The organism is Mesorhizobium sp. M0862 (genome assembly GCF_040319795.1).
Taxonomy (GTDB): domain Bacteria; phylum Pseudomonadota; class Alphaproteobacteria; order Rhizobiales; family Rhizobiaceae; genus Mesorhizobium.
The window spans coordinates 417067-441778 of record NZ_JAMYOJ010000001.1 but is presented as its reverse complement, the minus strand read 5'-3'; the positions used below and the strand labels follow the sequence as shown (position 1 = coordinate 441778).

Sequence of the window (24712 nt, the reverse complement as noted above, 5' to 3'; positions counted from 1 at the left end):
ACCGGCGTTCGGCACCGGGAGGAGCCTTACTTGATATAACCGCCTTCGGTCATGGTCGCCGTGGCGGCGTCCTGCGCCTGCTTGAGCGCGTCGTCTACGCTGGTCTGGCCGGCGAGCGCCGCCGAGAACAGCTGGCCAACGGTTGTGCCGAGGCCCTGGAACTCAGGAATGGCGACGAACTGCACACCGACATAGGGCACCGGCTTGACCGTCGGATGCGCCGGATCGGCGGCATTGATCGAGTCCAGCGTCATCTTGGCGAACGGGGCCGCCTTCTGGTACTCGGGATTGGCGTAGAGCGAGGAACGCGTTCCCGGAGGAACGTTGGCCCAGCCTTCCTTGGAAGCGACCAGTTCGGCATAGTGCTTGCTGGTTGCCCATGAGACGAACTTCTGGGCGGATTCCGCCTTCTGCGTGCCTGCGGGGATCGCCAGCGACCAGGCCCAGAGCCAGTTGGCGCGCTTGCCGAGGCCATTGTCCGGCGCCAAAGCATAACCGACCTTGTCGGCCACCTTCGAGGCCTTCGGATCCGAGACGAAGGACGCCGCCACGGTGGCGTCGATCCACATGCCGCACTTGCCTTGCTGGAACAGAGCCAGATTCTCGTTGAAGCCGTTGGACGAAGCGCCTTCCGGACCGTCGGCCTTCATCAGGTCGACATAGAACTGCAGTGTGTTCTTCCATTCCGGTTGGTCGAACTGCGGCTTCCAGTTCTCGTCGAACCAGCGGGCGCCAAACGAGTTGGACATGGCCGTCAGGAACGCCGTGTTCTCGCCCCAGCCGGCCTTGCCGCGCAGGCATACGCCGTTCACGCCATTGGCGCGGTCGGTCATCTTGTCGGCGGCCTGCTTGATGAAGTCCCACGTCGGGGCATCGGGCATGGTCAGCCCGGCCTTCTCGATCAGGTCCTTGCGGTACATGACGAAGGAGCTTTCGCCGTAGAAGGGCGCGGCATAGAGCTTGCCGTCGACCGAGAGGCCGCCGGCGATGGCCGGGATGATGTCCTTGGCGTCATAGTCGTCGCCGAGCTTGTCGAGCGGCAACAGCCAGCTCTGCTTGGCCCAGATCGGAACCTCGTAGGTGCCGATCGTCATCACGTCATACTGGCCGCCCTTGGTTGCGATGTCGGTGGTGACGCGCTCGCGCAGCACGTTCTCTTCGAGCGTGACCCAGTTCAGCTGGATGTCGGGGTTCGCCTTGGTGAAGTCGTCCGTCAGCTTTTGCATGCGGACCATGTCGCCATTGTTGACCGTGGCGATGGTGATGGATTCGGCGTGTGCGGCAAAAGCGAAAGCGCTGGCCGACAACAAGCCCAGGGTGAGCGTGCGCAGTTTCATCAAATTCCTCCCATGAACCAAGATGAGCATTTGCCTTGGTAATGGGCAATTACTCACTTGGCATAAATTATGTCAAGCCAGATTCGATGCTGCAGCGCAGCACGCAAGGCGGAGCGCGGCGTTGCGCGCGTAGAGGATATTGAATGGATGTGGGAAGCTGTTTGCACGGGATGTGAGAGCGGGTTGATGCCGACCCATCGCAACCCAATCATGGCGCCAAGGGAGCGATAGGGCCCAGCCCGTCAGCCGTGGGACGGGTAGCTTCCGACGGAATATTCGAAAACCCTGCCGTCGCGTATTTGCTTGGCTCTGGTCAGCACTTCCGTCACCTGGATCCAGCTGGGCTCGTCTTTGCGCAGCCTAACTTCCCGGCCGATTGCCTTCACGGCAGCTTGAAACGGCGTAAATGCTTCGATCACCTGCGTCGTGCGCACGGTGTTGTTTTCGATTTCTTCGACGCGATAGACTTTCATCAGCCGGCTGATCGACCCTGTTTCAATCTGCGACGATTGATCCTGCTCAATTGGGTCGTCACAAGCACAAGCCTATGCCGGGCGAGTGATATCGACAGCGTTTTTGTCAAGCTTGGTTAACCGGGTGGCCCGATCGCAGCTGTTTGTCCGCGAAAGCGAGCATTCGTCGCGGATCCATGGCTCGCTTTGCATCTCGGAAATCAATCCGCGAGTCGCTCGCCCTCAGGCGCAGGCGATCTCGGCCAGGATCCAGTCCCGGAAGGCTTTTATCTTCGGCACGTTGCGACGCGCCGTCGGGTAGACCAGCCAATAGGCGTGGCCGTCGTCGCCGACCAGGTCGAAGGGCTGGATCAGGCGGCCGGCGGCGAGCTCGGTCTTGAACAATGCGGTGGTCAGGATCGCCACACCATGGCCGGCGATGGCCGCGTTCGCCTCATAGGCCTGCGCGCCCATGCTGGTGCCGGTGCGCCTGGCAAGTTCGTCCGCCGGGACGCCGGCAAGGGCGAACCATTCCCGCCACCAGATGTCGCCGGGATCGAGAATGGGCAGCTTGAACAGGTCGGCGGGTTCGTGGACGCCACCTATGGTGGCAGCGAGTGCCGGGCTCAGCACCGGGGTGAAATCGGCCTTGAACAAAAGATGGGTCTCCACTCCAGGCCACTTGCCGCTGCCGGAGCGGATAGCGATGTCCATGTCCTCGCGGGCAAAATCGATCACCCTGTTCGAGGTATCGACGCGCACCGCCAGCGACGGATGCGCGACCTGGAAGGAGCCGAGGTGCTGCGCCAGCCAGTTCGAGGCAAAGGTCAGCAGCGTCGAGACGCACAGCACACCATCGGCGCCCCCACGCGCGGCGGAATAGGCGCTTGAGAGCAGGCTGAACGCCTCGCTGACGGCGGGCGCCAGGCGCTGGCCGGGTTCCGTCAGCACAATCTGGCGCGGCTGGCGCAGGAACAGCGGCGAACCGATGCGCTCTTCCAGAAGCTTGATCTGGTAGCTGGCGGCGGCCTGCGTCATGCCGAGTTCCTGCGCGGCCTTGGTGAAGGAGAGATGCCGCGCGACGGCTTCGAACACCCTGATGGCCTGCAGCGGCGGCAACTGGGCGAGCTGTGGTGCCTTGAGATCGGGCATAAGCCCTCCTTATGGGTCGTGATCGACGTTTGATTGGCGGCAAGAGGCAATCAGGCCGATATCTGGTGTCAACGATCAATCAAGTTCAAGCATAGCGGAGGCTGAAGATCATGACCACGGTACAGCAAAAACTCCATTCCACCCCGGCGCAGAGCTGGTTTTCCCTGCTGGCGCATGAATTTTCCCTGCTTGTGCACCGCCGGCGCGGCTACGTCGACGTCCGGGAGCTGTCGCCGCATTTGCAGCGCGACATGGGCTTCCTCGACGGCAACGACCCTTCAGGGCGCTGCAAATAACGTGTTGGATTTTATCGATGGGCTGCTTAATTGGTAGTCAGGCACCGTCGAGCAGGGCCGTGGCGGTCCGCTCGTCGGTGATGAGGCCATTGACCAGCCGGCGGTTCACCGCGGCCAGGATGCCCGGCAACTTACGCTCGCCCATGGCGAGCGCAATGACCAGCGACTTTTCGCGTGACGGCAAGGCTGCCGACGATACCCGGTCGTTGGTGATGCCCTCGATCATGCGGCCTTCCCGATCGAACACCCAGCCGACGATCTCGGCGACGCCGCCAGCCTTTTGCAACGCCTTCAACTCGCTTTCCGAGATAAAACCGTCCTCGTAGAGCGGCGCCTTCGGGCCGAGATCGCCGATGCCGACAAAGGTCACGTCGGCTTCCGCGGCCAGCGCCAGCGTCGGTTGGATCATCGGCTGGGCAAGCAGCATCTCGCGCTCTTCCGGCGACGAGGCGATGACCGGCAGCGGCATCGGGAACGAGCGCGCCTTGACCCGGTCGGCCATGGTGAAGATGACGTTGTAGAAGGCGGCCGAACCGTCGGGCGAGATGTTGCCGGTCAAGGACACAACCTTGTGCTGCGAGCATTCCATCGGCGGCAATTGCTCGATCGCCGCCTTCAGCGTGCGGCCGGTGCCGATGGCCAAGACGATGGGCGTCGGTGACCGCAGCCGCCGCTCGATCTCGGCCGCAGCCGCCTCGGCAATGCCGATCGTGGTCGAGGATGAGGTTGGATCGCTCGGCACCACTTCGACGAGGTCGAGCGCGAAGCGTGACTTCAGTCTAGCTGCGAGATCAAGGCAATTGGCGATCGGGTGATCGACGCGAACCTTGATCAGCCCCTCCGACACCGCCAGCGACACCAGCCGCTGCGCCGTCTGCCGGGAAATGCCGAGCGTGGCGGCGATCTGGTCCTGGGTGTTGCCGGCAACATAATAAAGCCAGCCGGCGCGCGCTGCCTCGTCCAGCCTGCTGCTGCCGCCGTCTTGCCGCGAATTCAAAATGTGCCTCCAGCCCTGCCCCTTTGCCCGCCCTTGGGCGAAGCGTCATAGTCTTGCAGGGAATGTGTCGGCGCGCAATTGTCTATCGGCAGGGCAATTGCTTGCTGCTTCGATCCGGCCGCCGCGCGGCAACCAACCAAGCGAAAATCGCCAGCGGACGGGCTCGGCGGTTTATCTCCTGATACAAACGCTTTAAGGGGATCGGCAAAGGAGCCTCGCATGACGCCGAAAGCGGTTTTCTGGGATATGGACGGCACGCTGGTCGACAGCGAGCCGCTGCATGAGGCGGCCTTGGTGGCGGCGCTGCGCAGCGTCGGTATTACGCCGCCGGCCGACCTGCATGAGCGGGTGCTGGGCGTCGCCGCCGCACCGGTCTACGAGATGCTGCGCAGCGAGTTCGGCCTCGACCTGCCCTTCGACGACTGGATCGTGCGCAAATACGATCACTACATGCCGATGGCCGAGACGCTGAAGCCGCGCCCCGGCGCGATCGAAGTGTTCAACGAATTGCGCGCGCTCGGCGTGCAGCAGGCGGTGGTGTCCAATTCCGACCGGGTGATCGTCGATGCAAATCTGAGCGCCGTCGGCCTGATCTATCCCGGCATGCGCACGATCAGCCGAAACGACGTGCGCGAAGGCAAGCCGCATCCCGAACCGTTCCTGCGCGCCGCATGGCTGGCCGGCGTCGATCCTTCAGACGCGGTGGCCGTCGACGACAGCGTTACCGGCGCCACATCAGGCCTGGCCGCGGGGATGCGGACGATCTTCTGGCCGGAAGCGCCGATGGCAGGACCGAAGGGCGCTGTCGTGATCAACAGTGCGGAAGAGTTGCGGGCTCAGTTGGGACTCTGAGTGAGCCTATGAACGTCGGCGCTGCCCCTCATCCCCCTGCCGGGACCTTCTCCCCGTGAACGGGGAGAAGGGTGAACTCATTCAGCTCCGGTACACCGGCTCTTCCTCGTCGAGGATCGCCTTCAGCTCGGCAAGGTGACGCTCTGCCTGGCCGGGATAGTCGTCCATCTCGCTGGCGGCCTTTTCGGCAATGGCATCGGACAGCGTGCGCAGCGGACGGCCGGTCCACAGCGCCTTGATGTAGGTTTCGGCGGCGCGCTCGAAATAGAACATGCGGTTGAAGGCGTCGGCGACGGTGTCGCCGATGACCATGACGCCGTGATTGCCCATCACCATCACTTTGACCTTCGGGTCGGTGAGCAGTTGCGAGCAGCGCTCGCCTTCTTCCTCGAAGGCCAGCCCGCCATAATGGGCATCGACGACGTGGCGGTTGAAGAACATGGCCGAGTTCTGATCGATCGGCGGCAGGGTCGAGTCGGCCAGCGATGCCAGCACGGTGGCGTGGATGGAATGCACATGCATGGCGCAGCGCGCATGCGGCACGTTGCGGTGAATGGCGCCGTGCAGACCCCAGGCGGTCGGGTCGGGCGCATTCGGGCCGGACAATGTCTCGGGATCATTGGCGTCGATCAGCAAAAGGTCGCTCGCCTTGATGCGCGAGAAATGCACCTGGTTGGGGTTCATCAGGAATTTGCTGCCGTCCTCGTTGACCGACAGCGAAAAGTGATTGGCCACGGCTTCATGCATGTTGAGCCGCGCCGTCCAGCGGAAGGCGGCGGCCAGATCGACGCGCTCCTCATAGTAGGGCAGGTTGGTCAGCGTTTCCTTTTGCAGGCGGGCGATGCTCATCCGAAAAACCTCCGTTTTTAAGAGAATGCCGCGCTCAGCCGTGGCCAGCAACCGCAAACTGGTGGGTCAGGCTGTCTTCGCATTGTCCGTTGTCCCAAAACCGCCACGCACTTTTGGGCGACATGCATTACGCCGCCGAGCGAGCCGACTGCAGCCCGCCATGTTCGACGATGAAGTCGATGACTTCCTGCAGTCCCTTGCCGCGCGACAGGTCGGTGAAGCCGAACGGGCGCTTGCCCCGCATTCGGGCGGCGTCGCTCTCCATGACATCGAGGTTGACGTTCACATAGGGCGCCAGATCGCTCTTGTTGATGACCAGGAAATCGGAACGGGTGATCGCCGGCCCGCCCTTCCTGGGGATTTCCTCGCCCTGGCAAACCGAGATGACATAGAGGGTCAGGTCGGCAAGGTCGGGCGAGAAGGTGGCGGCAAGATTGTCGCCGCCGGATTCGATGAAGACGATGTCGAGATCGGGGAATTTCCTGTTCAGTCCGGCGATCGCCTGCAAATTGATCGAGGCGTCCTCACGGATGGCGGTGTGCGGGCAGCCGCCGGTCTCCACGCCGACGATGCGGTCCTCAGGCAGCGCCTGCAGGCGGGCCAGCATCATGGCGTCTTCCTTGGTGTAGATGTCGTTGGTGACGACGGCGATGGAGAAATCGTCGCGCAGCGCCTTGCAGAGCTTTTCGGTGAGCGTCGTCTTGCCGGAGCCGACGGGACCGCCGATGCCGATACGCAGGGGACCGTTTGCCTGAGTCATACCGAAAACTCCGTCATGCCGAAAACTCCGTGATGGCGAGGATGGCGAAGCTGAGCCCGATCAACAGGCAGAGCGGCGAATAGAAGCTGATATCGAGCCGCGCAAAAGGCTGTTCCGGCGCCAGACGGCGCCACCACGGCGTGAAGCCGGCAATGCCGCGGCCGAGGAAGACGAGCCCGATGAGCAGCGCTGTGGCGGCAAGGCCCTCCCTTGGAAAGGGGGAGGCGAAGACCCCGGTCAGCGCCAGCGGCCACAGGGTTGCGAGGCACAGGCACGCGGCAACGGCGAAACAGGGAAACGGCGTCGGCATCTCGTCGACGCCGCGAAAGCCGACGACGGCGTGGGCGCAGGAGACGCCGTCCCTGCCCGGCCAGATGCCGCCAAGGCCCCAATAGACATGCAGCGCGGTGATCAGCAGCAGGACGGCCGAGAGGGCGAAGGCGAGGACGATCATGAGCGGAACAGCCTGGAATACTGCGTCTCGTGCTTCATCGCCATGATGTCGGAGATGAAGGCGCAGCCGCCGAGATCGTCCAATGTCGAGCCGGCGGCGCGCGCGGCCGTCGACAGCGCCAACGGCTCGAAGCCGGCGAGCAAGGCCATGGCGTCCGTCTGGCCGACGATGCCGAGTCGGATCGCCGCCTGGACGAGGTTGGAGAAGAAGGCCTGCAGGAAGGCCGACATCGCGTCCTGAAGCGCGAAACCGTTGCCGCCGGCAGCGGCGCCGACGGCGACACAGTAGGCGCATTCGGCCGGCAGGCGGCCCAACACCGGATTCGCCCACGCCGCTGCCGCTTTCAGGAAGGCGGCGCCTTGCAGCATGGTTTCGGTGTGACGCTCACGCGAGCCGGCCAGCGCTTCGGCGAGATCGGCAATTTCATGGAGATCGCCGCCGTCGCGGGCGCGACGCCAGGCTTCCGTGAAGAGCACGGCGTCGTTCCAGCCCGAGCCCATCTCGACCAGCGTCTCCAGCCAGAAGGCGAGGCTGGCGGTATCGGCAACCAGCCCGTCTTGCCCGGCGCGTTCGAGACCATGGCTGTAGGCAAAGCCGCCGACCGGAAAGGCCGGCGACAGCCACGCCATGAGCCGCAGCAAAGCGATGCCGGATGGCTGGTCAGTCATGATCGTGATGATGCCCGTCATGGGAATGGCTGTGCGAATGCGACTCGCTGTGTGCGTGGGAACGTCCATCATGGGAATGCGCTTCGGCGTGCGCATGCGCATGGCTGTGATCGTGACCATGCGCACCTTGGGCGGAATAGGCGCCGCGCACCGGCTTGAACGGTTCGGAGACTTCGCGCACCGTGGCGCCCAGCCCTTCCAGCATAGCCTTGATGACATGGTCGCGCAGGACCAGGATGCGGCCGGGCTCGATCGCTGCCGCCAGATGGCGGTTGCCGATATGCCAGGCGAGTTCGGTCAGATGCACGGCGTGGCGGGCACGGATGTCGTAGACCTCTTCGGGTGCCGCGGTGATCTCGACCTGGCCGCCATCCTCCAGCACCAGCCGGTCGCCATCGTTCAAGGTCACGGGCTCGGGCAGATCGACCAGCACCTTGCTGCCGTCGGCAAGCTCAATGGCGCGGCGGCGCAAATGACGCTCGTCATGGGGCAGGACGGCACGGCCGGATGGCGGCGTAGTTCCGGCAGTGCCGGCAGGCACCACCGAGACGGCCCGGGGGAACTTGGTGAAGTCGGTGTTCAGGTTGAGTTTCATCGCATGGCTCCACCGTTAGCCTGGGCTCTCGCACGGGCAGGCCGCGCCAGGACGCGGTCAAAATACGCGTTGACGCGCTCGGATTCGATCGGGAATTTTCCGGCGCGGGCCCAGCCGCCCATGTCGCCCAACAGCACGTCGACGGCGGAAAACCGGTCGCCCAGCGCAAACTCCCGATCCCCCAGCCGACCGTCGAGCGCCTTGGCCTCCGAGGCGAAATCGTAGGCGGCGGCGGGGCCGACATCGACCCGCACGTCCTTCGGCAACAGGAAGCGGTGGCGCAGCTTGTTCCACAGCGGCGCTTCGAACTCGGACTGGGCAAAATGCATCCAGGAATCCATTTCGGCGCGTCCGGCCACACCTGGATTGGCGCCCATGCCTTTGTCGGCGTGCTTGTCGGCGAGATAGACGCAGATCGCCGCCGAATCCGTCACCGTCAGTTCGCCATCGATCAGGATCGGCACCTTGCCCGACGGGTTGAGCGCATAGGCTTCCGGCGAGCGCAATTTGACCTCGACGAATTCATAGGGCTGCCCGAGTTCCTCAAGCATCCACAGAACGCGGCTGACGCGGGAGCCACGCGATCCGATGGCCTTGTACATGGTTGAACCCTCTTTCCTGCGACCCTAAACCATAGCCACTGTTCAGACGATGGTGTCGAAGAGCCGCAGGATGAACGATATCTGATAGATCAGCGTGCCGGCGACGAAGGCGATGTGGAAGCGGCGGTCAGGCACCAGTATGGCGGCGATGCACAACACCACGAAAACCGGCGTTCGGAACAGATATTCATTGCCGTAGCGGGCGAAATGCTCGGGACCCTTCAGCAGCGTGTCGACGACGTCGAGCAGATAGGTCGTCGCCAGCAGGCCGAAGAACCAGCCACGGCGTGAATAGAAGAAATCCTCGTAGCTGGTGTAGTCGAGCATCGAATCCGGAAACAGCAGCGCGCACAGCAGGAACAGCGTGATGGCGTAGAAGATCAGGAACAGGTACTTGCCGAAAGTCCAGACCTCAATGGTGTAGAGGCCGAACTCCCACCACCAGAAATGCACCAGCAGCAACAGCATGGAGGCGACCCAGCCGAGGTGCACGGGATAGAGCCTGTACTGGCCGGGATGCTGGACGATTCGCGCCACCCCCGACAGCAGGCGAGCGACGCCAAGTCCGATCACCATGCCCATGACGATGCGGATATGCGGGAAGATGTCGTGGGCGGAGGCTATTTCGGTGGCCATGACCTGCTACGCGGTTTCTTTGAGCCGCATATTGCGGCGGCACCGACCGGCTCGCAATGGAATTTGCCGGGTCGATCAAATCGCCCCTCGCCTCAAAACAGGAAATACCGCTGCGCCATCGGCAGCACGGTTGCCGGCTCGCAAGTCAAGAGTTCGCCATCGGCGCGAACCTCATAGGTTTCGGGATCGACCTCGATATGCGGCGTGGCGTCGTTGAGGATCATCGAGTGCTTGCCGATGCCGCCGCGGGTATTTTCGACCGCGACGAACTGCTTGTCGACGCCGAGCCTGCCATGCAGGCCGGACTCCAGCGCCGCCTTCGAAACGAAGGTCACCGACGAGTTGGTCCTGGCCTTGCCATAGGCGCCGAACATCGGGCGGTAGTGCATGGGCTGGGGGGTCGGGATAGAGGCGTTGGGGTCGCCCATCGGGGCTGCGGCTATCATGCCGCCGATCAGCACCATGTCCGGTTTGACGCCGAAGAAGGCTGGGTTCCACAGCACCAGATCGGCGCGCTTGCCGACCGCGATCGACCCGATGTCCCTGGACAGCCCATGCGCGATGGCCGGGTTGATGGTGTATTTGGCGATGTAGCGGCGGACGCGGAAATTGTCATTGTTGCCGGTCTCCTGCGGCAATGACCCGCGCTGGCGCTTCATCTTGTCGGCGGTCTGCCAGGTGCGGATCGCCACCTCGCCGACACGGCCCATGGCCTGCGAGTCCGACGAGATGATCGAGAAGGCGCCGATATCGTGCAGAATGTCTTCCGCCGCGATGGTCTCCTTGCGGATACGGCTTTCGGCAAAGGCGATGTCTTCAGGGATCGACGGCGACAGATGGTGGCAGACCATCAGCATGTCGAGATGCTCGGCCAGCGTGTTGACGGTGTAGGGCCGGGTCGGGTTGGTCGAAGACGGAATGACGTTGGGCAGGCCGCAGACCTTGATGATATCGGGCGCATGGCCGCCGCCGGCGCCTTCGGTGTGGAAGGCGTGGATGGTGCGGCCCTTGATGGCGGCGACGGTGTTCTCCACAAAGCCGGATTCGTTCAGCGTGTCGGTGTGGATCATCACCTGCACGTCGTAATCGTCGGCAACCGACAGGCAGCAGTCGATGGCCGCCGGCGTCGTGCCCCAGTCCTCGTGCAGCTTCAGCGAGCAGGCGCCGCCCAGCACCATTTCCTCGAGCGCCGCCGGCAGCGAGGCATTGCCCTTGCCGGACAGGCCGATGTTCATCGGGAAAGCGTCGAAGGACTGGATCATGCGCGCCATGTGCCAGGGTCCCGGCGTGCAGGTGGTGGCCAGCGTGCCATGCGCCGGGCCGGTGCCGCCGCCGAGCATGGTGGTGATGCCCGACATCAGCGCTTCGTCGATCTGCTGCGGGCAGATGAAGTGGATGTGCGCGTCGAAGCCGCCGGCGGTCAGGATCTTGCCCTCGCCGGCGATGATCTCGGTACCGGGGCCGATGATGATGGTGACACCGTCCTGCGTGTCGGGATTGCCGGCCTTGCCGATCGCCGCGATGCGGCCGTCCCTGAGACCTATATCGGCCTTGAAGATGCCGGCAGTGGCATCGACCACCAGCGCGTTGGTGATGACGGTGTCGACCGAGCCGCCGGCGCGCGACACCTGGCTCTGGCCCATGCCGTCGCGGATGACCTTGCCGCCGCCGAATTTCACCTCCTCGCCATGGACGGTGAGGTCCTTTTCGACCTCGATAAACAGCTCGGTATCGGCCAGGCGCACTCTGTCGCCGACCGTCGGGCCATACATCTGCGCGTAGGCGGCGCGGGTAATTCTAGCCATCAGTCAATGCTCCCCAAACGAGAGTCCGGCCGCAGCCGAACTCCACATCGTCGCCATCCAATGGTCATGCAATGACCCGCTCGGCGACACCTTCTGATCCCATTTGGCCGTTGAGGTGGCCGTGCCACCCCAAACCGCCCGTTTGCCAAACCCTTGGCCAAATCGATGAAAGGAAAATACATGCGCAAAATCATCGTTCTTGCAGCCGCCGCCACGTTGGCCTCCGCGACCGTAGCCGGCGCCCAGCAGCAGCCCACGCCGCAACCGAAGCCGGCGGCGCCCAGCGCTCAGCCGGCGGCGCCGGCGATCCAGAAGGTCAACATCGTCGATATCAGCGAATTGCCCAAGGCCACCCAGACGCAGGTCAATCAGGTGATCGCCCAGCGTGGCGATGCCGGGCTGCAGAAACTGCGCTCTTCGATCGACGCGACGCCGCAGATCAAGTCGGCGCTCGAAGCCAAGGGGCTCACCTCGGCACAGGTGGTCGCCGCCAGCATGACCACCGATGGCGCGCTGACCCTTGTCACCAAGAAGGCAAGCTGAAAGAAGCGCTTGGCGGGCCGGCACCCGGCCCGCCAGCCCACAGGGAACCTTCGCTCGACAGGAGGCGTTTCGTCCCTTTGGCGCCGAACGGCGTTGCACAGAACAGTCCACCAGGAGCGAGCGATGCCTGTCTTTGCCGACACCAGATGGCTCCAGAGCCTTGCTGCCTGCGCATTTCTCGCAGCTTTCGGCCCGCAAGCCGCGCAAGGTCTTGAAAGCGCTGACGCCGTCAACCGGGCCGACACCGTCAACCGGATCGTCGGCTCCGATGTCCGGCAGGAGGAGGCGCGGACGGAACCACAGACCAACAAGATCATCACCGCGATCGAGCGGACGCGTGAGAACATCGGCGCCGTGCGCAAGACGTCCAAGCTCGATACGGTAGATATCGTCTTCCTCACCGACGCGGCGCGCAGCGAAGGCGGCCCGCCGCCGGCCGTCGAGAGCAAGGTCGAACAGCATCAGGACGACATTGCGGAACTGCGCAAGGAGATCGACGCCAACGCCTTGCTGTTCAACGCCATCGATTCGCGGCGCGTGCTTACGGAAGACGTCCTTGCGGTGGAATTCGACGGCTCGGCAAGAATCGTCATCTACGCGGCGGCCAGGCCGTCGAACTGACCTCAGGGCGCCCGACCCCGTCGATCTCACAGCCTGCCCATGATCTTCTGCTGAAAACCGTAGACCTCGCGTTTTCCTCCGAACGGCACCAGCGTGACGTCCCGCTCTTGTCCCGGTTCGAAGCGCATCGCGGTGCCGGCGGCAATGTCCAGACGCATGCCGCGCGCTTTGTCGCGATCGAATTTCAACCCCTCATTGGTCTCGAAGAAATGGTAGTGGCTGCCGACCTGGATCGGCCGGTCGCCGCTGTTGGCCACCTTCAGCGTCACCGTCGGCAGCCCCTTGTTGAGCTCGATGTCGCCGCTTGCCGTGATGATTTCGCCGGGAATCATCGTTAGCCTCACAAAACGCCGAAGACCAGGCCGACGGCAGCACAGGCAGCACCTGCGGCGCGGGCAAGCCCGCGAAAGCGCATGCCGAGGCCAAGGCCGGCAGCGATGCCCATGGCATGGAGAAGTGCGGTGGCAACGGCAAAGCCGGCCATATAGTCAAGCCCACCCGCATTTTCCGGCACTTCGGTGCCGTGGGCATGGCCATGGAACAGCGCGAACAGGCCAATGATGGCGACTCCGGCCGAGACCGGCAGATCGACCGCCAACGCCACCAGAAAGCCAAGCGCGACGACGGAGGCAAGGATGCCCGGTTCGACGAAAGGCACCGGCACGTGGAGCATGCCGAGCGCGCCGCCGACCAGCATTACGCCGACAAAGGCCAGCGGCCAGGCCCATATCGCCTTGCCGCCCTTGAGCGCCGCCCAAAGGCCGACGGCGACCATGACGGTCATATGGTCGAGGCCGGACAGCGGATGCGCGAAGCCCGCCGCGAAGGACGAGGTGGTGGCGATGCCGACATGGGCATAGGCGGGCATCGCCGCCGCCAGCAGCAGGATCGCTGCAAGCGTGGTGCGTTTGGTTGAAGCAGAGATCATCGGTCTTCCCTTCGAAGTCACGAAAACAATCACGCAGCCTTGCGCGGGCCGCAGCCCTCGGCCTTGAGCACGCGTTGGGTCGAGGCCGGATATTTCACCAGTTTCTCCACTGGGCGGATCGGGCGTGCGGAAAAATTGCCGCCGCAGTTCGGGCAGACGCCGCCCAGCACATGTTCAGCGCAGTCAGCGCAGAAGGTGCATTCAAAGGTGCAGATCAGCGCGTCCGTCGCTTCCGGCGGCAGGTCCTTGTCGCAGCATTCGCAATTCGGTCGCAGCTCCAGCATCGTTTTTCTCCTCACCTGATCGGTTCGTGAACGGTCACCAGCTTGGTGCCGTCGGGAAAGGTCGCCTCGACCTGCACGTCGTGGATCATCTCGGCGATGCCTTCCATCACCTGCGCGCGGGTGATGACATGGGCGCCGGCCTCCATCAGTTCGGCGACCGGGCGGCCGTCGCGGGCGCCCTCGACGACGAAATCGGTGATCAGCGCGATCGCTTCGGGGTGATTGAGCTTGACGCCGCGTTCCAGCCGCTTGCGCGCCACGATCGCCGCCATGGCGATGAGCAGCTTGTCCTTTTCACGCGGCGTCAGGTTCATGCGCTTTCCTGGATTTGGCCTGGATTTGGCTCAGAGTGACCATAATTTGGGCAGACCCGCCCGCCCGTTGAGCAGTTCGACGAGCGGAACCAGCCGCTTGCGCAGCTGGTAGCCGTCCTCGGCAAACAGCCTCGCAAGAAGCTTGCCAGATTTTTTGACGCTCCAGGCGCTGGCATCGCCGTCGGCGCCGATGATGTCGCGGGCCGCATCGAGCAAGCCTTCGGCCTGCGGCGAAACCATCAGCAGCGTCGCAGCGGCAATGGCGCCGCCGGCGACCGCCGGGCGGCCAAGTGCCGCCGCGATAGCCGGCCCGATGCGGGAATCCTCGGCATGAACGAGCGCACCATCCTGGCGGACACGCCAACGGTCGTGGAAATGGCCGTGCGCGGCCTCTTCGCCCATCGCGAGGCGGCCGAATATGGTGGCTTCAAGCAGCAATGCCTCGGCGCCTGCGGCAAGCTCGACCTCGAGCGTGCGGGCAAAGGCCGAGCGGTCGAAGACGATGGTTTCCTGGGGCAGCCAGGCGATACGCCCGCCCGCGCCGACGCTGAGCTTCACCCGAACTTCGGCGCAGTCGCTAGCGGCACGATAGATCTTTTCGCAGGCCTGGGTGGTTATCGAGGCGGAGGCACCTGGCCCGACATCGATTTCCCAGCCGAGCCGATCGCCGCCGGTCAGACCGCCGGCGGTGTTGATGAGCACGGCTTCGAGCGGATCGGCCGCAACGGCCGGCATGCGGATTTTGGCCGAGCCGTCCTGATAGAGGCGCAAAAGCCGGGTGCGTCCATCCCTGACGCCGCACGCAAGCCGGGCCGCCCCGGCCGCGCGCTGGGCCGGAAGAGCTGAGATCAAGACATGCTGCAACGTATCCACGGCGCTAACGTTAAGCACTCCCGGCGCTTTGTCGATATGGTGCTTGTTGATATAGCTTGTTGCTTGACAACGTTTCCGTTTCTATAGAGGGAGCCTCTTTGGAACGGTCATGCTGCGCCTGGCGGGTTTTTGAAGGCGACGGCGATTTCAGTCCAGGCAACAGGGGCGCCAACCAATCGGCACCGCGACGTTATAAAATTGGGGAAGGAATCGAATGGCTGACGAGCTGGCAACGGAAATCATCGCCAAGATCAGGGCACATGCGGAGCCCGGTGGCGAAGAGATCACCACCAATACGGAATTGACCGCGCTTGGCATCCATTCCCTGGAACTGACCGAGATCATCTTCGATCTCGAGGAGCAGTACGGCATCGAGATCGAGATGAACACGGTCGATGCCTGGAGCAATCTCAAGAATGTCGGCGATATGGTTGAGGCTGTTCGCGCGCTGATTGCGAAAAAAGCCTGAGCTGAATGCAAAAGCGCGTCGTCATTACCGGCATCGGCGGCATATGCGGGCTCGGCGCCAATGCGCCTGCAATCTGGAACGAAATGCGGGCCGGCCGATCGGCCATCGGTCAAATCAGCAATCCCGGTTTGCATGATTTGAAGGTCAAGGTCGGCTGCGAAATCAAGACGCTGCCCGACCATGGCATCAGCCACAAGCAGACCGTGTCGATGGACCGCTTCAGCCTTTTGGCGACGATTGCCGCGCGCGAAGCCATGCAGCATGCCGGCCTGACATCGAATGAAGCAACCACCTACCGGATGGGCGCGGTCGTCGGCGTCGGCGTCTGCGGCTGGGAGGCGATCGAGGAGAACTACCGCGCCATCCTGGTCGACGGCAAGAACCGGGCCGGCATCTTCACCGTGCCGAAAGTGATGCCGAGTGCGGCGTCCGGCCATGTCAGCATGAATCTCGGCCTGCGCGGGCCGGTGTTCGGCGTCACTTCGGCCTGCTCCTCGTCCAATCACGCCTTTGCCTCGGCGGTCGACCAGATCCGGCTCGGCCGCGCCGATGTCATGGTCGCCGGCGGCACCGACGCGCCGCTGCTCTGGGGCATCCTGAAAGGCTGGGAAGCCCTGCGGGTGCTGGCGCCCGATACCTGCCGGCCGTTCTCAGCCGATCGCCAGGGCCTGTCGCTCGGCGAAGGTGCTGGAATGGCGGTGCTGGAAACCTATGAACACGCCATGGCGCGCGGCGCGACCATTCTGGCCGAATTTGCCGGAGCCGGCCTTTCCGCCGACGCTTCCGATATCGTCGCGCCGACAGTCGAGGGACCGACGGCGGCGATGCGCGCCTGCCTGGCGGACGCCGGGCTCAATCCCGAGGACGTCGATTATCTCAACGCCCACGGCACCGGCACCAAGGCCAACGACCAGATCGAGACGGCGGCAATCAAGCGCGTCTTCGGCGACCATGCCTACAAGCTGTCGGTGTCGTCGACCAAGTCGATGCATGCCCATTGCCTCGGCGCCTCGGGCGGCCTGGAAATGATCGCCTGCGTGATGGCGATCCGCGAAGGCATCGTGCCGCCGACGGCCAATTTCCGGCAGGCCGACCCCGACTGCGATCTCGACATCACGCCGAATGTGGCGCGCGAGCGCAAGGTGCGCGCGGCGATCAGCAACGGTTTTGCCTTCGGCGGCACCAATGCCGTGGTGGCGTTCAAGGCGGTCTGACGGCAAGCGACTAGCCCTGAGCGACTGGCCCTGAATGACTGCGAAGACGGTGTGCGCACCGTCGGCCGGTTGATCGGCAAAGACGCCGAGGATAATCCTTCGCAACCCGCCAAACGGCGCGAGACCGCGCCAAATTCCCGACCGGAGCTTTCGATGACCGACCTGTCCGTCTTTCCGATCACCAAGCGCTGGCCGGCCAGCCACCCCGACCGTCTGCAGCTCTATTCCGCGACGACGCCGAATGGGGTGAAAGTCTCGATCGCGCTGGAAGAACTCGGCCTGCCCTACGAGGCGCATCTGGTGGATATCGGCAAGGACCAGAGCTGGACACCGGAATTCCTGTCACTGAACCCGAACGGCAAGATACCTGCGATCATCGACCCCGACGGGCCGGGCGGCAAGCCGCTCGGCCTGTTCGAATCCGGCGCCATCCTGCTCTACCTCACCGACAAGACCGGCAAGCTGATCCCGGCCGATCCGGCGCGGCGCTACGAGACCATCCAATGGGTGTTCTTCCAGATGGCGGCGATCGGACCGATTTTCGGACAGGTCGGGTTTTTCAATAAATTCGCCGGGCGCGAGATCGCCGACAAGCGGCCGCTGGATCGCTACCGCAATGAATCGCGGCGGCTGATCGGGGTGCTGGAGACGCGGCTGAAGGGTCGAACCTGGATCATGGACGATGACTATACGATCGCCGACATTTCGATGCTGGGCTGGGTGCGCAATCTGATCGGCTTCTACGAGGCGCGAGAACTCGTCGGCTTCGACGACTTCCCCACCGTCGCGGCATGGCTGGAGCGCGGGCTGGCGCGGCCCGCGGTGCAGCGCGGCCTGACCATTCCCGCCAGGAATTGACCTCGGCCGGCCGAAGCAACCAGGTCTATTTCGCCTTGGCCTTGCTTTTCGAGCCGCCCTTGCCGATAACGGACGCAGCGAGCGACGCGGCGCCCCTGGCTGTCGCCGCCACCGCACCAGCGGCGACATTGGCGGTCGCCTTGACCGTGCGCATGGCCCCGCCGGCCATCGAGCCGCGGCTTGCCGGCTTCTTGGGTTTGGAGGTTTTCGCCGCCACCTTCGCCGTCGCGACCGGTTCTACCTTCTTTGGCGCCGCTTTGCCGAAAGCCGGCTTTGCGTCCTTGGACCGCTCGGCGATCGCCGGGCCGGCGCCTGCCTTGGCCTGCGTGGCCTTTGCCTGCCTGGCTTTGGGTTGAGCGGTCTTGCTCTTGGCGGGTGTTTTTGCCTTGGTTGCCATCTGACGGTTCCCTCACGGCGGCACGATTGCCGATGAGAGATAACGACCTGAAAGTCTTAAGGTTCCCGTTCCGAAGTCGAGCGAACTATGCGGGATCGCCAACAACCAGGTCGGCGGACCTGCGACGGCCGAGCACGCGATCGATGTTGGGCATGTCGTTGGAAGCGATCCAGGCGCGGGCGTCTTCGTCGGAGCGGCCATGCTCGTGCCAGCGCACCAGAAGGCGGCGCTCGAGTTCGGCCCGCGGCACATCGACAAAGATGGTGAAGTCGAACAGCGGCGCCAGCCGCGACCACGGCTCCTCGTCGAGCAGGAGGTAATTGCCTTCGACCAGGATGAACTTGGTCTCGGCGGCAACGATGGAGGCGGCGGCGCGCGACAATTCCATGCTGCGGTCGAACACCGGAATGGCGATGTCTGGCTCGCCCGAACGGATGCGCTTCAACAGCGTCTCGAAGCCGGCGAAGTCGAAAGTCTCCGGCGCGCCCTTTCTTGGCCGCAGGCCGCGCTGGTCGAGCACGATGTCGTCATAGTGGAAGCCGTCCATCGGCACGACTTCAGCCGCGCCCTCCGGCAACAGATCATGCAGCCCGGCCGAGAGCGTCGACTTGCCGGCGCCGGGCGGGCCGGCAATGGCGACGATGAAGCGTTTCGCCTTGCCGGCGCGCTTGAAGATGGTGGCGGCGAGATGGGCGATTTCGGACATTGGGCGCTTCCAGCTATGCTTTGCATCTTGTCGGCAGTTTGAGGAAATTTCAAACCGCGATTTGGGCAATCTCACGACATCCGCCACGTCAGCGCCGCCCCTCGTCGCCCTGCCGGTGTCCAGCCGATAGATGGGTAACACTTCTCCCCCTATGCGTCCGCCGCAGCGCCAAGCAGATTGGTTGGCGCGGCGGTGCGGCGGACAAGCTCCATGTGCCGTGTGTCGAGGATGCCGGCAGGCAGGTGAGGGGCAGGGCCAGCGTTCGAAAATCAGCCGGGCTGGCCGATCCGCAGGAAATCGCTGTCGAACCTGACATCGCGGGTCGAACCAGCGGCTCCGGTGAGACGCATGTGACCTGAGGCTGTCCCGATATCGCGCGGCGGCTCGCCGCTCGTCAGCGGCAGCGTGCCGATGACATGGCGGAAGGAGACTTCGCCGCCGAGGGTAAAAGCGGTCGCGACCCCTTCGCGCTTCAGCCAATTGTCGTCGATCGATGCGGCATGGCCGATGGCGGCGCGGCCGTCCTCGATGCCGAGCACGCCGCGATGGCGGCTGCTCCACGGCGCGTAGTCGCGGCCGCCATTGCTGAACCACAGCATGGTGACCGGAAGCTCCGCCGGGTTCTTCAGCACCAGCACCAGATCCTGTTCGGCCCGGCGCGCCAGCGCCGTCCAGCCCGGACCGTCATGATCGGCTTCGACCAGGGTGATGAAATCCTCGCGCTCATCCTCCATGCGGTAGTCGGTGAGATCGAGCGTGCCGCCGCCAGTGGCTGGAAAGCGCGTCAGATCGGTCGAGCGGGCGGGATAGGAAAGCTTGAAGCGACCGCGGGCCGGATCGGGCTCCAGCGGTGCGTCCATTGTCCCGGCAAAGCGCTTCGGCGAGAAGGCGAGCCGGCCGCCATCGCGCATCGCCGCCATCGGATGGTGGGCGGCGGAGACCGCGCCGGAACCGCCGGAAAAGACATGCTCCTGATAGAGAAAGGGATGACTGTTGCGGAGCGTGAAGATCTTGTCGACCGTCGCGCCCATCACCGTGCGGCGCAACCGGAAGACGGCCCGCCAGCCGTCGGATGTCACTTCGCTGGCGGTGACATCCCAGGCGCTGTTGGCCGGCCAGCCATGCAGCGGTGCGGCCTCGATGTCGCTGGCCGAAAACGGTGCGCATAGGAAATCGCCAGACAGCCGCACCGTGCCTTGAGGCAGATCCGGCGGCAGCGTCTCGCCGGCATCGATCCAGGGCGCGCGGTGCAGCGGCTTCAGCTGGCGGCCATCGCTGTCGACCGTCATGTCGGCGATATGGCCGACAGTGAGATCGAGCGTGACCGAAATGCCCTTTGCCTTGATCGTGACCGTATCCATCCGCGCACCTGCTGATTCTGATGGCAGCGAACAAACCCGCTCCGTGACGGATGCGCAAGCACAGCGACCGGCATTTTGCATCAGGGCGATTTTTACCCTCCCCCTTGTGGGGAGGGTCGGCAAGCGCTCGACGCGAAGCGGAGATTGTTCGACGGGGCGGGGGTAGCGCCCTACAAGGACCCCCACCCCGATCCGCTACGCGGATCGACCCTCCCCACAAGGGGAAGGGTGGACGCCTACTGCCGTTTGTACTCCCGGACCGGCGACTTGGTGCCGTCGGTGTAGGTGACCTGCACCGCCATCGATGTCACGTTGTCGGCGACCTTGAAGTAAGGCTGGTAGTCATAAGGAATGGCGTAGGGGTCCTTCTTGTCGCAAGGCGGCAGCTTGATCTCCTTGTCGAGCGCCGTGCCGTTCAGGCTGTAGCGCACCTCCTTGATGCCGCAGCGGAACGACAGCATCTGGGAGAAATAGACCAGGCCATGATTGCCGCTGGCGTCGAAGGCGATCCACGACGTCCAGAACTGGTCGAGGATCTGTTTGTTGCCCTGTTGCAGCGCTGCGTCCGGATCGAAACTTATGTTGAACGGCCCGGTCTCGCGCCCCCTGAGATCGAGATACTTGACCCCGATGGTGGTGGCCGTGGTGCTGTCGGGCAATTCGAAGCTCGGATTGGGCATCGGCTTGCCGGTACGCTGGTCGTTCATCGCCATCAATCCGGTGTCGGTGAACGGACCTGACACACCCATGCGCCAGGAAATGCCGGTCGCAGCCTCGGGCAGCGAGATGGAGATCGTCCAGCCGGCATTGGAGCGCATCGGCGTCAGCGTCGGGGCAAAGCGCTGCGGGTCGAGCACGTCGCCAAGCGCCGTCAGGCGGGTACGGCTGCGATCGAGCCAGTCGGCGAGCTGCGTCTGGTCGACGAAATATTTGAGCAGCCCGCCTTCCTTTTCATAGGAGACGAACTTGGTCAGCGCCTCGGCCTCGCTGCGCTTGTCGGACAGCGACTGGACGCCGAGGCGATCCTCGGAAAACTCCTGCGCGAGCAGGTAATAGGCCGGTGCGAAATCCGGATTGGCCGCGATGAAGGCGTTGAGCTTGTCGAGACGCTGGGTGTCGTCGAACTGCAGGATATGGACCAGCTTGATCGACAGCGCCTTTCCCTTGTCGGCCAGCTGGCCGAACACTTCGCGGGCGCCGGCCTTGCCGTCCTGCACGCGCAGCAGGGTGGCAAAGCGTGTGTAGGGATCGACGGCGTCGACGTCGAAACCGGCGAAAGCGAGATAGGAGCGCCGCGCATTCAGCATGTCGCCGGACAGCTCGTAGACGCGGGCATTGTGGTAGAATTCATCCGGCCGCTTCGGCTCGGCGATCGCCCCGCCCTGCGCGGCCAATGCGGCAAAGCCCTTGGCGATGGTGTCGATCGAGGCGGCGATCTGCTGGGTGGTCGCCTGAAGCTTGTCGGCCTGCTCGGCCTGTTTCTGCTGGCCGGCAGCAAGCGTTTCGGTCGTCTGCTTGACCGCCTCTACCGACTTTTGCGTCTGCGCGCCCTGCTCAGCCTGCTGCTGCTGGGTCGACGCAATTTCCTCGGTCTTCTTCGCCACCGCGTCGGTCGATTGCTTGACCTGGTCGACCGTCAGCTTCGTCTCGGTTACCGTTTGCTCGATCCTGGCCACCCTGGCCGAGACGATGCCCATCTGCTGCTGCAACTGGGCGATGGCCGGTACCAGGCCGGCGATCACACCGTTCTGCGAATTGGTCTGCTGCTGCAGGCCATAGACGCCGCCGGCGACGGCGGCAGCGCTGGTGGCAAAGATCAGCGCCGGCAGCGCCTTGGCGGCCAGCACCAGCCGCAGAACGATGGCAATGGCGATGATGGCGGCGGCAACCGAAGCGACCAGCGCGATATAGGCGGCGAATGGCGCCAGCGGATTGAGGATGTCGGAAGCAGCGCCGCCGATGAAAGCGACGCTGCCGGCCCATTTGCCGGTGCGGCTGAGCGAAGCCCTGATAAGAGATGGCGCAGCCGCGCCGATGTCACCGGTCATTGTCAAATCCCCCAAGCAATTGCCGCCTCTATAGCAGCACCGCGACCCCGCAGGCAAAACAGGACAGGAAGCAGGCGATTTCGGGCGGGTGGGCGGATGTCGAGGTTGCCGTTTCAGCGCCGATGATTGGCGAAGCCGAAGCGACATCTGATCTCCCCCCTTGCGGGGGAGATTGGCAGCGTCATCGGCAGCTCCGCCGTTAACCAAATGGACGAACACAATGGGTTAGGCTAGGTTCCGGCCCTCTCAGCAACGCCGGACTTGCCTTGCCAAACTTCCATTTCCGCTCCCTCGTCCAAAAATTTCTCGCAGCCCTCCTGCTGCTCGTCTTCGTGGCCGGCTGCAGCACCACCGCACCGCCCGACAGCGTGCTGGCGGTGCCGGCGCCGCAGGAGAAATATGCCGCCATCGTAATCGATGCCGGCAGTGGCAAGACGCTGTTCGAAGTCAGTTCGAGGGCGCAACGCTATCCGGCGTCGCTGACCAAGATGATGACGCTGTACCTGCTGTTCGAGGCGCTGGAGTCCGGCCGCGTCTCGAAGGAAACGCAGATCCCGGTCTCCGACAATGCCGCCCGGCAGCCGCCGACCAAATTGCGCTTCAAGCGCGGCGAGAGCATCGATGTCGATTCGGCGATCCGGGCGATCGTGGTCAAGTCGGCCAATGACGTGGCGGTGGCGGTGGGCGAATATCTCGGCGGCTCGGAGGACCAGTTCGCCGCCATGATGACGTCCAAGGCGCGCCAGATCGGCATGAGCAGCACCGTCTTCCGCAATGCCTCCGGCCTGCCCGACGATGGCCAGCACACATCGGCGCGCGACATGGCGACGCTGGGGATGGCGCTGCGCGCCCGCTTCCCGCAGCAGTTCCACTATTTCTCCGAAAGCGACTTCATGTTCCGCGGCCGGCTGGTGCGCGGCCACAACGACATGCTCGGCCGGGTGCGCGGCGTCGACGGCATCAAGACCGGCTATATCAGGGCATCCGGTTACAATATCGTCACGTCCTACAATGCCGACGGCCGGCATCTGATCGTGGTGGTGATGGGCGCCGACAGCGCTAGGCAGCGCAACGACCATGTCGAAGCGCTGATCCAGCGCAGTCTGTCGCCCGCCATGGCCGATACGAAGACGCGGCTGATGTTTGCGGGAGATCAGCCGGCCGCGTCGCCCGGCCTGCCGCAGCCTGGTTTGCCGGCGCAGGGGTCGCAGTTGCCTGGTTTACCGCCGCAATAGAACCCGTCGTTGGGTGGAGGAACTCTGAAACGCCGGCGGGACAGCACCCCCCTCTGGCCTGCCGGCCATCTCCCCCTCAAGTGGGGAGCGTCTCGCCTCTTTTTCGTGTTTGGCGAAGCCATGGCGACATCTGATCTCCCCCCTTGAGGGGGAGATGTCCGGCAGGACAGAGGGGGGTCGTGAAGGATCGCTGCCTCATCTTAACTCTGCAGCAGGCGCGACCTCCGTCGGCAACAGCACTTCGGCGGTCTGGTTGCCGAGCAGCAGGCGAGCGAGGCCCCGGGGGGCTGCGCCGCCACAGGCAATTGCAGCAGGCATTCATCACAAGCGCTTGCACAAGCCCGCAATCGTCACCGCGGCGGTGGCTATGCCGCCTCGCCTTGGCGTATCGTGGGCGCGACAGCAGGAGCCGGCATCATGAGCCCAAAACCATCCGAACAGGCCGCCAATGAAAACGACAGCGGCGGCGAGTATTTCGAGGCGCCGACCGACCACGACGCCGAGCTGGCGGCCGACGAGGCGCTGGAAGCGCCCGATGTGCCGGACTCCGAACCCCATGGCCGCCTGAAGCCGAAGCGAAAGCCGTCGGCGATTTCGGGCCGCAAATTCCGCAAGCGCGACCTGGTGCGCATCGACGATCTGAGGCCGAGCCTGGCCGACCGCATCCGCTCCGATCATCCCGACCTGCCGCGCGGCGCCCGCATCAGCCGCGAGGAGCTCGGCCGCTACCGCATGCGCTACATGGAGGAGCTGCTGCAGCAGGAGCATGGCGAATTCTCCGAGCTCGACCGCCAGGTGGTCGAATCGATCGCCAGGCAGGACACGATTTCGGAAAACTCGGAAGAGGAGTTCGAGGAGCACCGCTCGTTCGCCGACCGCGTCTCCGACAATATGGCGGCTTTCGGCGGCAGCTGGTGGTTCCTGATCTCGTTCGGCAGCGTGCTTGCGGTGTGGATCGGCATCAATTTGATCGCGGGCGTGAGCAGCGCCTTCGACCCCTACCCCTTCATCCTGCTCAACCTGCTGCTCTCCTGCATCGCCGCCATCCAGGCGCCGATCATCATGATGAGCCAGAGACGGACGGAGGCCAAGGACCGCCTGCGCTCGTTCAACGACTACCGGGTGAACCTGAAAGCCGAGCTGGAAGTGCGCCATTTGCACGAAAAGCTCGACTATCTGATCTCGCGCCAATGGACGCGGCTGGCCGAAATGCAGCAGATGCAGCTCGATGCGATGCACGAACTGACCGGCGCGAAGAAGGCGAAGCGTGCGCCACGCAGGGTGCGCAGGCGGGTGGCCAAGGTGGAGGTGGCGGGGTGAGAGGCTAGGGCTGAGATTGCAGGGCGTACGCGAACTTGCCAAGTCGCGCGACGTGGCTTCGAAAATATCGCCACGCCAATTGCCCG

30 protein-coding genes are annotated in these 24712 nt (G+C 64.1%); 9 read left to right on the top strand and 21 right to left on the bottom strand.

Annotated elements, in window-relative coordinates; genetic code table 11:
• Positions 1–26: 26 nt before the first annotated feature.
• From NKI15_RS02230 to NKI15_RS02220, 3 genes are all read right to left on the bottom strand, one after another.
• Positions 27–1337, bottom strand: a complete 1311-nt coding sequence (locus NKI15_RS02230) for an ABC transporter substrate-binding protein (protein WP_023746514.1) — start codon at positions 1335–1337, stop codon at positions 27–29.
• Between the two features lie 242 nt (positions 1338–1579).
• Entirely contained in the window at positions 1580–1810 is a 231-nt protein-coding gene (locus NKI15_RS02225) for a hypothetical protein (RefSeq protein WP_023746513.1), read from the bottom strand.
• Positions 1811–2032: 222 nt separating this feature from the next.
• Entirely contained in the window at positions 2033–2941 is a 909-nt protein-coding gene (locus tag NKI15_RS02220) for a LysR substrate-binding domain-containing protein (protein ID WP_023671245.1), read from the bottom strand.
• A gap of 110 nt (positions 2942–3051) precedes the next feature.
• On the opposite strand from NKI15_RS02220, the gene NKI15_RS02215 reads away from it, so the two are divergent.
• Positions 3052–3237 (top strand): hypothetical protein, encoded by a 186-nt coding sequence (locus NKI15_RS02215; protein WP_023746512.1) that lies wholly within the window; start codon positions 3052–3054, stop codon positions 3235–3237.
• 37 nt (positions 3238–3274) lie between these two features.
• Here the strand turns inward: NKI15_RS02215 and NKI15_RS02210 are convergent, their stop codons facing one another.
• Positions 3275–4234, bottom strand: coding sequence for a sugar-binding transcriptional regulator (locus tag NKI15_RS02210; RefSeq protein WP_023689163.1), 960 nt, complete (start codon positions 4232–4234; stop codon positions 3275–3277).
• Between the two features lie 219 nt (positions 4235–4453).
• On the opposite strand from NKI15_RS02210, the gene NKI15_RS02205 reads away from it, so the two are divergent.
• Complete coding sequence (locus NKI15_RS02205; RefSeq protein WP_023671242.1) at positions 4454–5086, top strand: HAD family hydrolase; 633 nt, start codon at positions 4454–4456, stop codon at positions 5084–5086.
• A gap of 81 nt (positions 5087–5167) precedes the next feature.
• Here NKI15_RS02205 and NKI15_RS02200 read toward each other — a convergent pair whose 3' ends face one another.
• The 8 genes from NKI15_RS02200 to ureC form a co-directional block, all read right to left on the bottom strand.
• Entirely contained in the window at positions 5168–5935 is a 768-nt protein-coding gene (locus NKI15_RS02200) for a class II aldolase and adducin N-terminal domain-containing protein (RefSeq protein ID WP_023671241.1), read from the bottom strand.
• Between the two features lie 127 nt (positions 5936–6062).
• Entirely contained in the window at positions 6063–6695 is a 633-nt protein-coding gene (ureG, locus tag NKI15_RS02195) for an urease accessory protein UreG (RefSeq protein ID WP_023671240.1), read from the bottom strand.
• A gap of 13 nt (positions 6696–6708) precedes the next feature.
• Positions 6709–7149, bottom strand: a complete 441-nt coding sequence (locus tag NKI15_RS02190; RefSeq protein WP_023671239.1) for a DUF3995 domain-containing protein — start codon at positions 7147–7149, stop codon at positions 6709–6711.
• Complete coding sequence (locus NKI15_RS02185) at positions 7146–7817, bottom strand: urease accessory protein UreF (RefSeq protein ID WP_023750393.1); 672 nt, start codon at positions 7815–7817, stop codon at positions 7146–7148. The genes NKI15_RS02190 and NKI15_RS02185 overlap by 4 nt, the downstream gene beginning before the upstream one ends.
• Positions 7810–8412, bottom strand: coding sequence for an urease accessory protein UreE (gene ureE, locus NKI15_RS02180; protein ID WP_023750392.1), 603 nt, complete (start codon positions 8410–8412; stop codon positions 7810–7812). Before ureE ends, NKI15_RS02185 begins: the two co-directional genes overlap by 8 nt.
• On the bottom strand, positions 8409–9014 hold the full coding sequence (locus NKI15_RS02175) for a glutathione S-transferase family protein (protein ID WP_023683600.1): 606 nt from the start codon (positions 9012–9014) through the stop codon (positions 8409–8411). Before NKI15_RS02175 ends, ureE begins: the two co-directional genes overlap by 4 nt.
• Positions 9015–9056: 42 nt before the next feature.
• Positions 9057–9650, bottom strand: a complete 594-nt coding sequence (locus NKI15_RS02170) for a hypothetical protein (RefSeq protein WP_023750391.1) — start codon at positions 9648–9650, stop codon at positions 9057–9059.
• 92 nt (positions 9651–9742) lie between these two features.
• Complete coding sequence (ureC, locus tag NKI15_RS02165; protein WP_031245402.1) at positions 9743–11455, bottom strand: urease subunit alpha; 1713 nt, start codon at positions 11453–11455, stop codon at positions 9743–9745.
• Between the two features lie 180 nt (positions 11456–11635).
• Between ureC and NKI15_RS02160 the strand changes: the two genes are divergently transcribed.
• Positions 11636–11998 carry a hypothetical protein gene (locus NKI15_RS02160; protein WP_023671233.1) on the top strand — a complete coding sequence of 121 codons (363 nt, stop codon included), beginning with the start codon at positions 11636–11638 and terminating at the stop codon, positions 11996–11998.
• 123 nt (positions 11999–12121) lie between these two features.
• Positions 12122–12619 (top strand): hypothetical protein, encoded by a 498-nt coding sequence (locus tag NKI15_RS02155; RefSeq protein ID WP_023671232.1) that lies wholly within the window; start codon positions 12122–12124, stop codon positions 12617–12619.
• Positions 12620–12645: 26 nt separating this feature from the next.
• Here NKI15_RS02155 and NKI15_RS02150 read toward each other — a convergent pair whose 3' ends face one another.
• The 5 genes from NKI15_RS02150 to NKI15_RS02130 are packed head-to-tail and all read right to left on the bottom strand — an operon-like array spanning position 12646 to position 14997.
• Positions 12646–12951: an urease subunit beta gene (locus NKI15_RS02150; RefSeq protein ID WP_023671231.1), complete on the bottom strand. Its 306-nt coding sequence runs from the start codon at positions 12949–12951 to the stop codon at positions 12646–12648.
• A gap of 8 nt (positions 12952–12959) precedes the next feature.
• The gene (locus tag NKI15_RS02145) at positions 12960–13547 is read right to left on the bottom strand and encodes a HupE/UreJ family protein (protein ID WP_352497014.1); all 588 of its coding nucleotides are present in this window, start codon (positions 13545–13547) and stop codon (positions 12960–12962) included.
• A gap of 29 nt (positions 13548–13576) precedes the next feature.
• Complete coding sequence (locus tag NKI15_RS02140) at positions 13577–13831, bottom strand: DUF1272 domain-containing protein (protein WP_352497015.1); 255 nt, start codon at positions 13829–13831, stop codon at positions 13577–13579.
• Positions 13832–13842: 11 nt separating this feature from the next.
• A complete protein-coding gene (locus tag NKI15_RS02135) occupies positions 13843–14145 on the bottom strand; it encodes an urease subunit gamma (RefSeq protein ID WP_023671228.1) in 303 nt (100 codons plus the stop codon).
• Positions 14146–14175: 30 nt separating this feature from the next.
• Complete coding sequence (locus NKI15_RS02130) at positions 14176–14997, bottom strand: urease accessory protein UreD (RefSeq protein WP_081732475.1); 822 nt, start codon at positions 14995–14997, stop codon at positions 14176–14178.
• 235 nt (positions 14998–15232) lie between these two features.
• Here NKI15_RS02130 and NKI15_RS02125 point away from each other — a divergent pair, with 235 nt between their 5' ends.
• From NKI15_RS02125 to NKI15_RS02115, 3 genes are all read left to right on the top strand, one after another.
• Positions 15233–15487 (top strand): acyl carrier protein, encoded by a 255-nt coding sequence (locus NKI15_RS02125; protein ID WP_023671226.1) that lies wholly within the window; start codon positions 15233–15235, stop codon positions 15485–15487.
• A gap of 5 nt (positions 15488–15492) precedes the next feature.
• On the top strand, positions 15493–16701 hold the full coding sequence (locus NKI15_RS02120) for a beta-ketoacyl-[acyl-carrier-protein] synthase family protein (RefSeq protein ID WP_023683604.1): 1209 nt from the start codon (positions 15493–15495) through the stop codon (positions 16699–16701).
• A 153-nt stretch (positions 16702–16854) separates the two neighbouring features.
• Positions 16855–17559, top strand: coding sequence for a glutathione S-transferase family protein (locus NKI15_RS02115; protein WP_023732693.1), 705 nt, complete (start codon positions 16855–16857; stop codon positions 17557–17559).
• Between the two features lie 25 nt (positions 17560–17584).
• On the opposite strand, the gene NKI15_RS02110 is transcribed toward NKI15_RS02115, so the two are convergent.
• The 4 genes from NKI15_RS02110 to NKI15_RS02095 all read right to left on the bottom strand — a co-directional run bounded on the left by NKI15_RS02110 (position 17585) and on the right by NKI15_RS02095 (position 22071).
• The gene (locus NKI15_RS02110) at positions 17585–17956 is read right to left on the bottom strand and encodes a hypothetical protein (RefSeq protein WP_023700470.1); all 372 of its coding nucleotides are present in this window, start codon (positions 17954–17956) and stop codon (positions 17585–17587) included.
• 85 nt (positions 17957–18041) lie between these two features.
• Entirely contained in the window at positions 18042–18662 is a 621-nt protein-coding gene (locus tag NKI15_RS02105) for a nucleoside triphosphate hydrolase (RefSeq protein WP_023689152.1), read from the bottom strand.
• A gap of 269 nt (positions 18663–18931) precedes the next feature.
• On the bottom strand, positions 18932–20023 hold the full coding sequence (locus NKI15_RS02100) for a hypothetical protein (protein ID WP_352497016.1): 1092 nt from the start codon (positions 20021–20023) through the stop codon (positions 18932–18934).
• 236 nt (positions 20024–20259) lie between these two features.
• Positions 20260–22071 (bottom strand): methyl-accepting chemotaxis protein, encoded by a 1812-nt coding sequence (locus NKI15_RS02095; RefSeq protein WP_352515099.1) that lies wholly within the window; start codon positions 22069–22071, stop codon positions 20260–20262.
• 266 nt (positions 22072–22337) lie between these two features.
• Between NKI15_RS02095 and NKI15_RS02090 the strand changes: the two genes are divergently transcribed.
• The gene (locus NKI15_RS02090) at positions 22338–23306 is read left to right on the top strand and encodes a D-alanyl-D-alanine carboxypeptidase family protein (RefSeq protein ID WP_352515100.1); all 969 of its coding nucleotides are present in this window, start codon (positions 22338–22340) and stop codon (positions 23304–23306) included.
• Between the two features lie 417 nt (positions 23307–23723).
• The gene (locus tag NKI15_RS02085; RefSeq protein WP_286439498.1) at positions 23724–24626 is read left to right on the top strand and encodes a DUF1003 domain-containing protein; all 903 of its coding nucleotides are present in this window, start codon (positions 23724–23726) and stop codon (positions 24624–24626) included.
• The last annotated feature ends 86 nt before the right edge of the window (positions 24627–24712 follow it).

Bases quoted from the DNA above. Each gene is read 5' to 3' on its own strand.
- NKI15_RS02190 (WP_023671239.1), bottom strand. From the start codon at position 7,149: ATGATCGTCCTCGCCTTCGCCCTCTCGGCCGTCCTGCTGCTGATCACC.
- NKI15_RS02095 (WP_352515099.1), bottom strand. From the start codon at position 22,071: ATGACCGGTGACATCGGCGCGGCTGCGCCATCTCTTATCAGGGCTTCG.
- NKI15_RS02120 (WP_023683604.1), top strand. From the start codon at position 15,493: ATGCAAAAGCGCGTCGTCATTACCGGCATCGGCGGCATATGCGGGCTC.
- NKI15_RS02135 (WP_023671228.1), bottom strand. From the start codon at position 14,145: ATGAACCTGACGCCGCGTGAAAAGGACAAGCTGCTCATCGCCATGGCG.
- NKI15_RS02150 (WP_023671231.1), bottom strand. From the start codon at position 12,951: ATGATTCCCGGCGAAATCATCACGGCAAGCGGCGACATCGAGCTCAAC.
- NKI15_RS02200 (WP_023671241.1), bottom strand. From the start codon at position 5,935: ATGAGCATCGCCCGCCTGCAAAAGGAAACGCTGACCAACCTGCCCTAC.
- NKI15_RS02115 (WP_023732693.1), top strand. From the start codon at position 16,855: ATGACCGACCTGTCCGTCTTTCCGATCACCAAGCGCTGGCCGGCCAGC.
- NKI15_RS02215 (WP_023746512.1), top strand. From the start codon at position 3,052: ATGACCACGGTACAGCAAAAACTCCATTCCACCCCGGCGCAGAGCTGG.
- NKI15_RS02205 (WP_023671242.1), top strand. From the start codon at position 4,454: ATGACGCCGAAAGCGGTTTTCTGGGATATGGACGGCACGCTGGTCGAC.
- NKI15_RS02140 (WP_352497015.1), bottom strand. From the start codon at position 13,831: ATGCTGGAGCTGCGACCGAATTGCGAATGCTGCGACAAGGACCTGCCG.
- NKI15_RS02110 (WP_023700470.1), bottom strand. From the start codon at position 17,956: ATGGCAACCAAGGCAAAAACACCCGCCAAGAGCAAGACCGCTCAACCC.
- NKI15_RS02085 (WP_286439498.1), top strand. From the start codon at position 23,724: ATGAGCCCAAAACCATCCGAACAGGCCGCCAATGAAAACGACAGCGGC.
- NKI15_RS02100 (WP_352497016.1), bottom strand. From the start codon at position 20,023: ATGGATACGGTCACGATCAAGGCAAAGGGCATTTCGGTCACGCTCGAT.
- ureG (WP_023671240.1), bottom strand. From the start codon at position 6,695: ATGACTCAGGCAAACGGTCCCCTGCGTATCGGCATCGGCGGTCCCGTC.
- NKI15_RS02160 (WP_023671233.1), top strand. From the start codon at position 11,636: ATGCGCAAAATCATCGTTCTTGCAGCCGCCGCCACGTTGGCCTCCGCG.
- ureE (WP_023750392.1), bottom strand. From the start codon at position 8,412: ATGAAACTCAACCTGAACACCGACTTCACCAAGTTCCCCCGGGCCGTC.
- ureC (WP_031245402.1), bottom strand. From the start codon at position 11,455: ATGGCTAGAATTACCCGCGCCGCCTACGCGCAGATGTATGGCCCGACG.
- NKI15_RS02155 (WP_023671232.1), top strand. From the start codon at position 12,122: ATGCCTGTCTTTGCCGACACCAGATGGCTCCAGAGCCTTGCTGCCTGC.
- NKI15_RS02230 (WP_023746514.1), bottom strand. From the start codon at position 1,337: ATGAAACTGCGCACGCTCACCCTGGGCTTGTTGTCGGCCAGCGCTTTC.
- NKI15_RS02170 (WP_023750391.1), bottom strand. From the start codon at position 9,650: ATGGCCACCGAAATAGCCTCCGCCCACGACATCTTCCCGCATATCCGC.
- NKI15_RS02105 (WP_023689152.1), bottom strand. From the start codon at position 18,662: ATGTCCGAAATCGCCCATCTCGCCGCCACCATCTTCAAGCGCGCCGGC.
- NKI15_RS02145 (WP_352497014.1), bottom strand. From the start codon at position 13,547: ATGATCTCTGCTTCAACCAAACGCACCACGCTTGCAGCGATCCTGCTG.
- NKI15_RS02220 (WP_023671245.1), bottom strand. From the start codon at position 2,941: ATGCCCGATCTCAAGGCACCACAGCTCGCCCAGTTGCCGCCGCTGCAG.
- NKI15_RS02175 (WP_023683600.1), bottom strand. From the start codon at position 9,014: ATGTACAAGGCCATCGGATCGCGTGGCTCCCGCGTCAGCCGCGTTCTG.
- NKI15_RS02225 (WP_023746513.1), bottom strand. From the start codon at position 1,810: ATGAAAGTCTATCGCGTCGAAGAAATCGAAAACAACACCGTGCGCACG.
- NKI15_RS02185 (WP_023750393.1), bottom strand. From the start codon at position 7,817: ATGACTGACCAGCCATCCGGCATCGCTTTGCTGCGGCTCATGGCGTGG.
- NKI15_RS02125 (WP_023671226.1), top strand. From the start codon at position 15,233: ATGGCTGACGAGCTGGCAACGGAAATCATCGCCAAGATCAGGGCACAT.